12 protein-coding genes are annotated in these 13123 nt (G+C 42.5%); 7 read left to right on the top strand and 5 right to left on the bottom strand.

Features of this window, described 5'->3' with window-relative positions:
* A partial coding sequence (locus L4C33_RS13920; protein WP_428813029.1) for a LysR substrate-binding domain-containing protein occupies positions 1-518 on the top strand: 518 nt, incomplete at its 5' end.
* Positions 519-678: 160 nt separating this feature from the next.
* Here the strand turns inward: L4C33_RS13920 and L4C33_RS13915 are convergent.
* Positions 679-1848 (bottom strand): multidrug effflux MFS transporter, encoded by a 1170-nt coding sequence (locus L4C33_RS13915; RefSeq protein ID WP_428813028.1) that lies wholly within the window; start codon positions 1846-1848, stop codon positions 679-681.
* A gap of 95 nt (positions 1849-1943) precedes the next feature.
* Between L4C33_RS13915 and L4C33_RS13910 the strand changes: the two genes are divergently transcribed.
* Positions 1944-2717, top strand: a complete 774-nt coding sequence (locus tag L4C33_RS13910; RefSeq protein ID WP_428813027.1) for an AraC family transcriptional regulator — start codon at positions 1944-1946, stop codon at positions 2715-2717.
* 221 nt (positions 2718-2938) lie between these two features.
* Positions 2939-4135 carry an EAL domain-containing response regulator gene (locus L4C33_RS13905; protein ID WP_428813026.1) on the top strand — a complete coding sequence of 399 codons (1197 nt, stop codon included), beginning with the start codon at positions 2939-2941 and terminating at the stop codon, positions 4133-4135.
* Between the two features lie 124 nt (positions 4136-4259).
* Here the strand turns inward: L4C33_RS13905 and L4C33_RS13900 are convergent, their stop codons facing one another.
* Entirely contained in the window at positions 4260-4886 is a 627-nt protein-coding gene (locus L4C33_RS13900; protein ID WP_428813025.1) for a GNAT family N-acetyltransferase, read from the bottom strand.
* Between the two features lie 146 nt (positions 4887-5032).
* Here L4C33_RS13900 and L4C33_RS13895 point away from each other — a divergent pair, with 146 nt between their 5' ends.
* The 3 genes from L4C33_RS13895 (at position 5033) to L4C33_RS13885 (ending at position 8163) form a co-directional block, all read left to right on the top strand.
* Positions 5033-5719 (top strand): DNA-3-methyladenine glycosylase I, encoded by a 687-nt coding sequence (locus tag L4C33_RS13895; protein ID WP_428813024.1) that lies wholly within the window; start codon positions 5033-5035, stop codon positions 5717-5719.
* A gap of 238 nt (positions 5720-5957) precedes the next feature.
* On the top strand, positions 5958-6485 hold the full coding sequence (locus L4C33_RS13890) for a hypothetical protein (protein WP_428813023.1): 528 nt from the start codon (positions 5958-5960) through the stop codon (positions 6483-6485).
* A 160-nt stretch (positions 6486-6645) separates the two neighbouring features.
* On the top strand, positions 6646-8163 hold the full coding sequence (locus tag L4C33_RS13885) for a DUF1254 domain-containing protein (RefSeq protein WP_428813022.1): 1518 nt from the start codon (positions 6646-6648) through the stop codon (positions 8161-8163).
* An 85-nt stretch (positions 8164-8248) separates the two neighbouring features.
* Here the strand turns inward: L4C33_RS13885 and L4C33_RS13880 are convergent, their stop codons facing one another.
* On the bottom strand, positions 8249-9157 hold the full coding sequence (locus L4C33_RS13880; protein WP_428813021.1) for a LysR family transcriptional regulator: 909 nt from the start codon (positions 9155-9157) through the stop codon (positions 8249-8251).
* Between the two features lie 184 nt (positions 9158-9341).
* The gene (locus L4C33_RS13875; protein ID WP_428813020.1) at positions 9342-10559 is read right to left on the bottom strand and encodes an MFS transporter; all 1218 of its coding nucleotides are present in this window, start codon (positions 10557-10559) and stop codon (positions 9342-9344) included.
* A gap of 91 nt (positions 10560-10650) precedes the next feature.
* Between L4C33_RS13875 and L4C33_RS13870 the strand changes: the two genes are divergently transcribed.
* Positions 10651-12363, top strand: coding sequence for an SgrR family transcriptional regulator (locus L4C33_RS13870; protein WP_428813019.1), 1713 nt, complete (start codon positions 10651-10653; stop codon positions 12361-12363).
* Positions 12364-12528: 165 nt separating this feature from the next.
* Here L4C33_RS13870 and L4C33_RS13865 read toward each other — a convergent pair.
* A partial coding sequence (locus L4C33_RS13865; protein WP_489686438.1) for an MFS transporter occupies positions 12529-13123 on the bottom strand: 595 nt, incomplete at its 5' end.

The following is a 13123-nucleotide window of genomic DNA, read 5'->3' as shown; positions in this document are numbered from 1 at the left end:
CCGGAAGCTACTCATTTATTGAGGAATGTGTCGAATCGGGAAAAGCAGACATTGGATTTACGCGGATCTACAACAACCCGAGATTTAACTACACGCCGGTCGCTTCTGGCACCTCAACTTGCATCATGCCAAAATCTCACGCCCTGACAGAACACCATACAATAAGTGCTGAGCTACTTCATGGCGAAGCGCTGATTTTGCTAGGTAAGAAGAGCGGATCAAGGAAAGACATCGATGAATTTTTCCAACGTCACCATGTCATTCCCAATATCATTGTCGAAGCCCATTCAGTCGACGTGGCGTGTTCACTGGTTTCTGCTGAATTAGGCATTTCGATAGTAAATAGTGTGCTATTGCGCGGTGGTCATTACCCGAATGTTGTTGCTCGCCCAATCATCGATTTGCCGCGCTATCAATATGGTTTGATTACCACCGTGGAACACTCGTTTACGTCTTTAAATAAAGAGCTGTATAAACAAATCTGCGACCTCATGTGTGAGCACCTAGCAAATCACTAAAATCGGCTCGCTATGAACAGTTCGTCACAAACTAATAGCATGACACACTTTGATACGTCGTCATCAAAGTGTGTCTCTTATTGGTACTACTGGTTTACACGAATAATCTATCAAACTTGTTTATAGTTTTGTCTTACTCGCTCATAGATGACTCGCAACATTAAGCTTCAGCTTGAATTTGCCCTACTTTCTTAAACGACAAAGTACTTACAAGCAGCAGTGCAATAACAGAAACAAGCAATAGTGTTCCTCCCAAGTTTTGCACTAACCCAACCAGACCTAAGCCCGAACCTATGATTAAGTAATACATCAATCCAAAGAGCGCACCGGCACTGCCTACTTGATCTTTATATCTCACTAAGGCGTGGCTCAAAACATTTGGCATACCGATACCAAACCCCATCACGACCAGGATAATCGCAGCTAAAAACCAAAGTGTGTCTTGCAATAACCAGATGCCGAATGCACCACATACCGATAACACAGAAGCCAATAGCACTAAGCCATTCGAATCCATTTGAATTCCAAAATGCACCTTACCTAAAAGCTTCTTGCTGGCGATGCTTCCTAACAATGTACCGAGTGAAAGCACGATGCCGCTTTGACCAAACTCACTTGAACCGAGCTCAAGGTTTTCAAAAATAAACGGTCCCTGTAAGTAATAAGAAAACAGCATAATATTGAAACATGCTACTAATGCTGTGCTGCGCCACAAAGCGATATCTTGGCTCATATTCTTAGCAAGTTTTATAAGTGAACTCTTCTGTGAAGACGTCGATTTCGTTTCAGGTAACCGAACTAAACACGCACTCCACAGCATCAAAGCCAGCATACTGAGCGCAACAAATACGCCTTGATAGCCGTTATACTCAGCCAAAACGCCACCCAACATCATTCCAATCACGGGGCTGAACGAGATGCCTATGCCCATATAGGTAAAGACTTTACTTAATGACTCTCCATCGTAACTATCGCGTAAGATTGTTTGAGTTACTACCGACCCTACCGCAGCGCCAAAAGCACTCAGTCCGCGCATCACCATCAAGCTCTCAAAGTCCGTAGTAAACACTGCGCCAATCGCGGCAATACCATAAACCGCTAGCCCCAATAACATGGTCTTTCTTCGGCCTAAATAGTCAGAGACAATCCCCCACACTAATACGCCTACAGCGAATGCCGAAAAGTAAATGGATAAAGTCTGGCTTGCTAGCGCAACGGACACATCGAAACCACGTGCAATATGCGGCAGTGCCGGGCTATAGATTGTTTCAACGATTTGCGGAAACATGATCAAGGTAACCATGAGCCAAATCGAAGGTTTCGTTTTCATTTCATCTGCTCTTTTTGTTAAATATGAGCGCAGTGTAAAGAGTTCTGTTATTGTCAAATAACATAACTAAGACAAAAAACATCAAGATTAAGACAATGGCACTGATTGACGAATCTACACCTTTTGACGTAGATATCCTGAATGCTTCTGTGATTGGAGTTGCAGCAAGGGTTGGCAAACACGATTCTGGGATGCACCAACACATAAAGGCGCAACTATTGTATGCGCCACAAGGCTGTATGACGGTCATGCTCGATGAGGTGAAGTGCGTGTTGCCGCCAACCAGAGCAATGTGGATTCCATCAGGCACTAACCACTGCATTACAATGACAAACGTTGTGGAATATCGCTCGCTTCACTTTGATGTTGAAGTAACACGTAACGTCGAGCCAAGAATGCGGATCGTCGAGGTAAACCCTTTACTTCAAGCTCTGATTGAGCGTATGGCTTTTTGGCCATGGGATAAAAATGAAAGTGAAACGGTTAACACTACAGCGCTTTTTCTAGAAGAGTTCGAACATGCTCCCGAATACCATTTGGCGTTGCCTTACCCGACTGACAGGCGCTTAACCGCGTGGGTTAAGCAACTGAGCCAGCAAACGACAAACGCGCCCAGTTTGCACCGATTAAGTGAACAAGTGGGTGCCAGTAGTAAAACCATTTCTCGGATCTTCACCAAAGAAACGGGTATGTCTTATCAAGCTTGGCGTCAGCAATGGCGTTTGTTAAAAGCAATCGAACTGTTGTCCTCCAGTTATCAAGTCAATGACGTGGCGTATCAGCTCGAGTTCTCAAGTGACAGTGCATTCATTGCATTCTTCAAACAACAAACAGGAAAAACACCACTTCAATTTTTACACTCACCTTAAAACTGACCCCACACAATCAATATGAAACAACACTTATATTTAGGGTGCTATTGCTAATTGGCTAATTTCAACTAGCTTTAAACTAGAAACGGGCGAACTGAATCAAAAAAGATAATAAATACAATCAATAAGAACCTCAGATTACCCTTTCGTAAATAAAAAATAATAATGAACAACAAATAAAAACGTCTAGGTACCCGCATTGTTAAGGTTGTTGGCTTATGAAACAGAAACAAATTGTCGTCATCGACGACTCTCCCGCCATATTGATGGTGATGCAATCTATGCTTCACGAATTAGGGTTCGCCAATGTGGTCACGTCTTCCCATCCTCGTGAAGCCCTTGAACATATTAAACGCCACCCAGACAAATACAGCGCCGTTTTTACCGATCTCAATATGCCAGATGTCGATGGTATGGAAGTTATTAAACAGCTGGGAGAAATGGATTATCGAGGTGGGGTATGCATCATTTCGGAAATGGATACACGAGTCATCAGTTTGGCTGCCCATATTGCTCGCCAGCACCAGGTTCACTTAATCGGTAACATAGCGAAGCCTATTGACCTTAAACACCTACGAAGCGCTTTAGGGAAGCTTCACCAACTCAACTTACGTCGTAACCCAGAACACACCGAACTCAGTTWCGAAGAACTGGTTACCTGTATAGAAAACCGTTGGATCACGCCTTATTACCAACCGAAAGTCGACATACAAACTCAAAAAGTGAAGGGGGTTGAGGTTCTTGCCCGCATATGCAAACCGGGAGAAACCAATGCCATTTTGCCCGGGCGATTCATTAATGTAGCCCAACAATACAACCTGCTGAATGAAATCACCGACCTGCTTATCTCACAGGTGCTAGTAGATTGTGAACAGCTCAACCACAACTTCGGTCATAGCCTACATATCGGGCTTAACCTCTCCCCTAGCCAACTACTTAACAGCCACTATGTAGAACAGCTTTGCGAGTGGGTTGATAATAAGCATGTCGCCCGTGAGCAGTTTGTTATAGAAATAACCGAAGAATACGCGGTGAAAACGATCGATCAACTAGAGTCATTGAATCGATTCCGATTACGAGGCTTTGGGCTTTCTTTAGATGACTTTGGAGTGGGCTTTACCAACTTACTACAGCTTAAACACCTTCCATTTTCAGAACTAAAAATAGACCGCAGCCTAATTTTTGGCATACATGATGATGTTTTTAATCAAGTCGTCGTTCAATCACTCTCGGACATTGCTGAAAGCTTAAATTTCACTTTAATTGCAGAGGGAATGGAGTCCATAGAAGAGCTCCGTTATCTAGAAAAACACTATAAAGAGATGCAAGTACAAGGGTTTCTTATTTGCCCGCCGAAACCTCTGGACAGTTTAATTCACTGGTATCACAGCTGGACGAAAGTTCACGCTTCATAACAAAGTTAAAAGTTAGACCACGAATATTCCAACAAAAATAAAGCGCTCACCGATAAGGTTAACGCTTTAATTTTTTGGAGCGAGTTTTAACGATTATCGCGCTTATTATGAATGATCTGCCCAGTTATAGGTTTTTGGTGAAAACTTCACTTCCATCAGATTCAACATGAAAATGAAAGCCAACCGTCTGCAAGTAACGACGATGATCTTCATTTGCTGCCGTTGCTTGTAAAGATAAGATCCCTCGCGCTTTCATCACTTCAGGGTGTGCCTCGTAATAGTATTGGCCTAACTTGAAATCGCGATATTCTGGCGTCACGTAATCAAGCAAAATCTCCATAGTGCCATCTAACGTTTTGTTGCCGACCAGCACTCCAGCAATGCTGTTGTTTCGCAGCATATAAAATGAAGTGTCTGCACTTTTTATTGCTTTGATAGAAGCCTGTTGCTCGATATCCGCCTGGTTAGTATTAATGAAGTGATCAAAATACTCAGACTCAACAGAAGCTGAAATCAGTTTGAAATTCTCTTTGGTGTGATGAATATTATAAAGATAATAAACGTTGATTGCCGCGATCCCTAAGTTCATCAACATTGTTGGCCACGAGTCGATAAAAAAAGCAAAGGCAGCAAACAACAGACAACCAATGAAATTAATCACTCTTAGTTTGACGATCGATGTCATGGTCAGCGAGACCAATACAACTAAAGACGCTAAGTAGCCAAACCATTCAACCCAGTCAAATTCCATTCTCTATCCCTCTGTTTTTGTTATGCATTAAACATAGCACATACAAAATTTTGCTCTTTCTTGAATAGATGTCCTTTAGAGTTAACTTTTATTTTTTTGAGATAGCGCTACTATTGACGACCATTTCCTTATAGCAAAGCAAAGTTATGCCTCAAGAAAAATTTCAAAATATCTACGACCGAGCTGCACACCGAAAAGGAGGTGAGGCGCAACTAGAAAGCATCGTTCGTGCTCCTTTATCACGTGAAGAATTAGCTCAAATATCCGATGACCGCTGGCTCGCCATTTTTACCGAAAAAGTATTTCAATGTGGAATATCATGGGATGTCGTTCGTAAGAAGTGGCCTAATTTCGAAGAGGTGTTTTTCAACTTTGATATCGAAAAAATGCTATTACTCCCGAACGAAATGTGGGAACAAAAAGCACAAGACCCTCGTATTATTCGTCATTTAACCAAAGTGATGACCATTCCCGCGAACGCTTCCATGATCAAGCAAGCGCGACAAGAGGCCGACTCTTTTTCAGAGTTAGTTGCCGATTGGCCTTCTGAAAATATCACAGAGCTTTGGGGATATTTAAAAAAACACGGTAAGCGTTTGGGCGGAAATACAGGCGCCTACGCACTTCGTCAGATGGGAAAGGATACCTTCATTTTATCTTCAGACGTAGAGTCTCACCTACGCAGTACCGGTGTCATAGACAGTGGCAGAGATACCAAACGCGCCCACTTAGCTGCCAATAAAGCCTTCAATCAATGGCAACAAGAGTCAGGGCGAAGCCTGAGTGAAATAAGCCAAATAGTCGCATATAGCGGTGGTGATAACCGAATTTAAAAACGAAAGTAACCACCGAACTAAACCTCATAGATCGAATACCTTCTCTCCCGATACTTTAATGAACTGAACACAATCCTCAGTTCATTAACCACTTCTATTGCTCTATTTATTGTCAATTTCATACCCATTTTGTCAGCATAAAGTGAACTCAAATTTGATTGTTTGGGCACTCAAATTTTAGCTTATCATTTCAGTAAGCTTCTTCTCATTCACCCAAAATGAGAAAAGAAATACCATGAAAAAGAACGCCTTATTCCTTCCTGCAATCGTTGCTACGTCGGTTTGCTTTTCATTACCGGCTTTAGCGAATGACAAAAGTAACTCTATCGAAGCTGGTGCTACCTTTATCGGAGATCAAGAGTTGGTAACTTTAGGCTATAGCCGTGAACTCCCGAACAATATTGTGGTTGGCGGTGGCTTTATGTTGGGGACTGAAGCCGTAGATTTAGCGCAGCCGAATTCGCAAGACGCATGGGGACTGTATTCTAATATTGGATATAAGTTTGAAGTGGCGGAGTTCGATATCATTCCTAAAGTGGGGCTCAATTACTTAAATGCCGATGTTCGTTTCGACCAACCCACAGAAAGCGACATTAATATCGACAACGTTTATGCCTCGGTCGGAGCAACAGTTAACTGGAGAATGATCGGCTTAACAATGGACTATGGCAAGATCAACGATTCAGCGATGATCCCCACCAGTAGCGGTACTAAGCCATTCGAAGAAGACGTCTTCAAAATCACAGCAAGTTTCAATTTCTAAGGTAATTTATCCTCAATAAATCATTGAAAAACAAAGGCCACTTCTCATAGTGGCTTTTTTGTTTTGTTTCAGTGCTCAATTTTGAGCCTATCAGATATCAAATATTTTTTATGAGCTAGCATATAGTTAACCCATCGAAATCAACCCGTAAGGTGAACACATGCTTAAATCCAAATTAAAGGCTCTAGCATTAGCGACCAGTATCATTCTCTCAAATCAGGTACTCGCTACTGACAAATACAATACCGATATTCCAGCTAGCATCATGACCCCTGACACTGTGGAAACCAGCATTGGCACACTGAACTTTTCAGATGGCGCACCGACTCTTGAAACTACGCAAAAGATTTACGACAACCTAGATACAATTCGCTCTACAGAAGTGTTCTTGAATGCAATTCCAATGGCATCGATTGAAGCACTACGAATCGGCCATGAAGAATTGGGCGTGACATCGTCAAATCAAGTGGTGGTATTCGACAATTTAATGGACTCAAACCCTCTTTTCTTAACCGGTAACACCGATACCGTTTATGCATCAGCATTCCTAGACTTGGAAACTGACGGCCCGACAGTGATTGAAGTACCCGAAGGCATGGGGCCAACCACAGTCAACGACGCCTTTTTCCGCTTCGTCACCGATTTAGGTATTGTGGGGCCAGATAAAGGTAAAGGAGGCAAATACTTAATTCTGCCACCTGATTACAAAGGCGAAGTTCCAGAAGGTTACTTTGTTTCTCGCTCTACAAGTTACACCAACTGGTTTATTGCTCGAGGGTTCTTGAAAGATGGGAAAACAGACGCAGCGGTAACCGCTTACAAAGAAAAGCTAAAAATTTATCCGTTGGCGAAGAAAAACGACCAACCTAAGATGGAATTCATTTCGGGAAGCGGTAAGTCATTCAATACCATTCATGCCAATGACGAGCATTTCTTCACCGAGCTAAAATCCGTATTAGATAAAGAGCCTATCTCTTTTATTGACCCAGAATTACGCGGTTTGATGTCGAGCATCGGCATCCAAAAAAACAAGCCATTTGAACCTGATGCTCGTATGCAAAAATTGATGAAAGACGGTGTCGCGATCGGCAATGCCACAGCTCGCTCTCTGATCTTTCAACCTAGAGACAAAGGCGCATATATCTATGACGACCGATTATGGAAAACGGCATTCATTGGTAAAGACTATCAGTGGTTAGTAGATAAAGGAGAAGGTGGACGCAACTTAGATGCTCGTACTTACTTCTTCTACATGGCAACCGTAAACACGCCAGCAATGGCGCTGAAAATGATAGAGAAAGGCTCTCAGTACGCGTTGGTTGATAAATCTAAAGGTGGCGATTATTTAGATGGCAGCAAAACTTACAAACTGAACATACCGGCGAATGTTCCGGCGAAAAACTTCTGGTCAGTCGTGGCTTATGACCCGCAAACGCGATCAGAGTTACAGACAGGACAACCATGGCCGAGCAAAAACAATCAGCGCGATAAGTTAGAGAAAAATGCGGATGGCTCTGTAGATCTTTACTTTGGTCCGACAGCACCAAAAGGGAAAGAGTCRAACTGGATTGAAACCGTACCAGGTAAAGGTTGGTTCACTATTTTACGCTTATATGGCCCGCAAGAAGCATGGTATGACAAAACTTGGAAACCAAGCGATGTTGAGCTTGTAAAATAAATATCTCAATATAAAAAAGCCCCTGACGACGATGTTTTTCTAACTAAAAGTCTCAGGGGCATTTCTTTATGCAAACGCTAAGCTATCAGACCAAAGCGATGGTTTTCGATAAGATCGTTTCAATGCGTTTGATTATAGGGTGTTGGTAGCAAGCTCGGTGGTATTGCATTCCAACGTCAAACTCGACTCGCTCACCTTTAAAACTGATTGGAATTTTCCGAACGCCACTTGGGTAAGTTCCTTCTTCCATATTGAAGCTCACGAAAACATATTGGCTGACCTCAACACACTCAAGAGCTGAAAATATCGATGCAACCGTTAGCTTTTGTTCTAACGTTACCCCTGTTCGTTTCCGTAACCGCTCGTAATAAGAATTGGAGTCCATGGTCCCCATAGAAACACGAACGGTGTCATGGTTTTCTAAACAAGCCAGATCAACCAACGGCTCGGTTGCCAGCGGGTGACTGTCAGAAACATAGACATACAGTTCTAATGTCCCTACTTTTCTTTCAACAATGCGATCGTTAATTTCATTCGGAAAGCCAGAGATACCAATAGCCAAAGAACCGGATTTCGGAAACTCCACACCTTCTAGCGACCAGTCCATCATGGAAATTTTAGGCGCTTGTTCTTCACTCGTTAGCCCTTTAAGTAAAGGCACGGTAAGCAGAGTGCTTAATGGATTTGCAGCATGGAAAACGTACTCAATATTAGAGTCCGTCCCTTCAAAAGATTGGGAGATTTGCTGAACCTGTTCGAGCTGCTCTAACGGTTCTTTGACCACAGACATAAGCTGCGTGGTGAAGAGTGTTGGGGCATAGTTACCTTTGGTCGCAATAAATAATTCATTGCCAAATAAATCACGACAATCCGATAAATGACGATTAAACGTCGCTCGACTAATGTCTAAAACGTGGCAGACTTTCGCTTGCGTTTTCTGTTCATAAAGTAGGTCTAAAAACCGATACAAATTCAAATCGATAGTATTTTTCAAATACAGCTCCTGTCACCCATGCAAATCATTCGAATACCGTCAGTATGGGCACGAACGGATATAACCTTCAACAATCAGTGCCCAAAGTTGCTATAAGTTTCTACTTTCTCGCTACTACTTTTTCTACATTTCACAGTTTATCCGCTCTAAGCTTCTCCACTCCAAAAGTCGACTTGAGAAACAATCAAGAAATAGCCCTAACGCGTGTCACCATCAAGCCCAATGCGGCAAGAAGTTGCACAACAAAACAAAGAATGAATAGAGTTTGTGTGCTAAAGCTTGAAACCAGGTAACCCGAGGCCGCTAGCCCAAAAGGCATGAGTAATTTAAACAATGAACCAGTGATCCCCGCAACTCGCCCTAGGTACTTTTCATCGAAAGCTTCTTGGCGATAACTCCAGATACAAATACTACWGTAAATACCAATAGAGCTTACCCAAAAGAAAGCAGCCATAAGCGCCCACGTTTCAACAAACAGAACAGGGAATAAGAAACCAACCGCTTCTAGACCAATAGACAAAATAAGTAATACACCCAGCCCCACTTTCTGACGAACTTTATCGGCAGTAAAAGAGCCAATTAAACCACCAACACCAGAAGCCGCAATCAAATAGCCAACGTCCAAATGAGTCAGAGCCAGTTCAGCTTTGGCAAAGTAAATGGCTTGAATCCAAAAGACCGCTCCCGTGGTATTGATCACCATAACGGCTAATGTAATGTGCCACATATTGGAGTTTGCTTTCAGCACCTGCCATCCTTCTTTTAAAGCGCTCCATATCGGTTGCTGAGTATTCGCAGCGGTGGTGTCGAGGTTCAGTTTATTTAGCTGCCAGAACGCCAATAAATAGAGTGCAGCGACACCAAGAAATGCATTGTGCAAAGCAGACAATAAAAGTAACCCACCAGATAAAACCGGCCCTACCGTTTCCAAAAAGCTATATAACGAGCTCATCCTTGCTGTTGCGGTATTCTGCTGCTCTTGCGGTAACACACTCTTCAACATCGCCATACGTGCATTATGGTAGCCATAATTAAACGCCATCATAAGAAAGGCACATGGGAACAGCACATACAGAGGCTCTGAAAGCCAACGAACGGCGCTATAAGAAGCGATAAGCGTAATAAACTGACCTATCAACATACATTGTGACCAACGCTTTTTATTAAACTTATCGACCCAAACACCAATGAATAGTGCGAGTAATAAGTTGGGTAAAAACTCTACGGCTCGCATCCACCCCATCATTTGAGAAGACTGTGTCAGTTCAAACACCAATAACGGCAAAGCTAAGTCATACACCTTTGAACCAAACGCGACAAAGAACGCACTAGAGAACAACACCACAAAACTGGGAGATTTCCATATCGAACGTAGAGGTGAAGCTGGCTGAATCGTTTCCATTTTTCTTTCCTTTTAAAAACATCTGAATAACTCTATTATCGAAATTAAAAGATGAATAAAAATAGAAAGATAAAATAAGGATTTCACCTTTATGCATTACTGGAAGGCTCTGTTTTTTCTTCGGTCGCGACTTACGATAAATAAACCCACGCATTTAGCGTTAGATGAACTTACTGAAGCGTTAGGTTGTACGCGTCGTAACGCGCAATTAGTGATAAAGAAACTGGTCAAAGAAGGTTGGATAGAGTGGGAATCTGGCGTCGGACGTGGCAACTTACCTAAGGTAGCGCTACTACAAAACCTCGACGGTATTTTGCAGAAAAGAACCGATGAATTACTCTCACAACATAAGGTAGAACAAGCTCTAGAGCTGATTGAACCAAACAAACGTGATCTATTCTTACTCGGGTACATCGGGCGTTATCAAGACTCGCCCGATACACTGGATATATTGCAAATCCCGTTTTACCGTGGGACGCATTGCCTTGACCCCATTCATATATCTAGACGAACAGAAAGCCATATCGCTAGCTACCTGTATAGTAATCTGCTCCGGTTTGATACTAAATCAAACACATTTCAAGGCGACCTTGCGATTCACTGGTACCAACAAGGTAATACTTGGTATTTTACGCTTAGAAAAGACCTCGTTTTCCACGATGGTTCTCCGCTTAATTCACATGATGTAATCAAACACTTTGAACGCCTAATCAACGAAGATCATCAAATGAGTCTTCAGTATCACTGCATTTCACAGTTCAACATTATTGACGACTTACGATTTTCAATTGAAATGAAGTCGACAGCGAGTTATTTAGAAACACTTCTGACGGGCACTTCCTCAGGTATCGCCAAAGTAGCCGACGGTAAAGTGATTGGCAGCGGGAGTTTCGAGCTCTCAGAACAAAATGAATGGCTCACTCGCCTGACCGTTTTTAAGCATTATCATGGATTAAGACCTTGGATAGACGGTGTTGAAATGTGGAATATTGGCGATCAGGCCAAGAGCTTCGACCTACACTGTGACATTGTCCATGCTCACCAACATTACCAAAAATCTGAAGATCGTAACTTTCAAGAATCAGAACAGTGGGAAAAAGGCTGCGAGTACGCCCTTCTTAACCCGAATAAACAAGCATGGTTAGGCTCCCTAAATAATCGACAGCAACTCAGCGTATTACTGCAATTATTAGGAACTCCAAAGAGTATCTCAACCGATGAAATCGGCCTGGCGACTAGTATGCTTTCATCCCCTGAGGGTCAGCCTTCGACGGTCAATAACAGTCAAAAGATATATCAATTTTCACGCAATCTTGAAAAACCAAAGCACACCATCAAGATACTGACCTACCAACTCTTCGATCATATAAAAATGGCCAAGTTCTATTGTGAAGAATTGAATAAACTTGGGTTTCACAGTGAATATCAAGTACTCGAATTTCCTGACTTTTGCTTAGAAGAAAACCTGACCCAGGCCGATATCATCATCACCGGCGAGGTTTTTTCAGATAATTTAGACAGTAGTTGGATGGGGTGGTTACAAGCCAATATCACGCTAGAAGTTTGCTTACCGACCGAGCTGAAAGCATGGCGAGATCAGCAGATTGAAAATCTATGGAAACTGAAAGATCCGACACTCAGACAGCAAGCTTTTCTTGAAATCGAAGCGCAGCTAATCAACTTCGGTATTTATCGCCCTATTTTCCATGTAAAGCAGCAGCTGAATCAGGCAGATACTGTCAACCCGATGGATCTGCTCGCCAATGGCTGGATCGACTTTAATCAGGTAACAATGCGCCGCTAATGTTGGCGATTCACTTCGTTAGTTTCTCACTGTACCAAAGTGTCCCTGTTCAGATATACCCGTTTTAATATCGCGTTTTAATACGCTTAGCTCAATAATGAAAAAGCCGTCAGCTCTATGCTGACGGCTTTATTTGAATCCCACTTTCTATCAAGAATAACTTCGTTAACGCCAACTAAAAAAACGAACTTCGTTACCCGATTCTGGCTGCATAGGGATGTTAAGTGACAATATCAAAGACACCGCAGCCATCGCAGCACCTATATAAAATACCGTCGAAGGTGACGATAACCAGATCACACCAAACACAACAGGAATAACAACGGCTGCAATATGGTTGATAGTAAACGATACACCGGCAGTTGAGGCCATATCAGCAGGGTCGGCTATTTTTTGGAAGTACGTTTTAATAGCCAGTGCGAGCGCAAAAAACAAATGATCAACCACGTATAGCGCCGCAGCCCATTCAGCACTTTGAACTAAGCCATATCCAACAAACACCCCTATCAAACCTATGTATTCAAACATCAGGGCTTTGCGCTCACCAACAACACCAATGAATTTACCAATACGTTTGGCGAACAAGAAGTTAAACAGATAATTAATCAAAAACAGTAAGGTAATGTCAGCGGCAGAATAGCCGAACTTTTCTACCATCAAAAAGCCGGCAAAAACTGTAAATATCTGTCTTCTTGCACCGCTCATAAAAGTCAGAGCGTAATAAAGCCAGTAACGTTTTCGCACCACTAAATGCTTGTTT

This window comes from Vibrio makurazakiensis (assembly GCF_050337375.1).
Lineage (GTDB): Bacteria > Pseudomonadota > Gammaproteobacteria > Enterobacterales > Vibrionaceae > Vibrio > Vibrio makurazakiensis.
This window is presented reverse-complemented; position numbering and strand designations above follow the sequence as displayed.

What these genes read in the sequence shown, in the direction of transcription:
- L4C33_RS13915 (WP_428813028.1), bottom strand. Translation starts at nt 1,848, where the DNA reads ATGAAAACGAAACCTTCGATTTGGCTCATGGTTACCTTGATCATGTTT.
- L4C33_RS13910 (WP_428813027.1), top strand. Translation starts at nt 1,944, where the DNA reads ATGGCACTGATTGACGAATCTACACCTTTTGACGTAGATATCCTGAAT.
- L4C33_RS13900 (WP_428813025.1), bottom strand. Translation starts at nt 4,886, where the DNA reads ATGGAATTTGACTGGGTTGAATGGTTTGGCTACTTAGCGTCTTTAGTT.
- L4C33_RS13895 (WP_428813024.1), top strand. Translation starts at nt 5,033, where the DNA reads ATGCCTCAAGAAAAATTTCAAAATATCTACGACCGAGCTGCACACCGA.
- L4C33_RS13890 (WP_428813023.1), top strand. Translation starts at nt 5,958, where the DNA reads ATGAAAAAGAACGCCTTATTCCTTCCTGCAATCGTTGCTACGTCGGTT.
- L4C33_RS13870 (WP_428813019.1), top strand. Translation starts at nt 10,651, where the DNA reads ATGCATTACTGGAAGGCTCTGTTTTTTCTTCGGTCGCGACTTACGATA.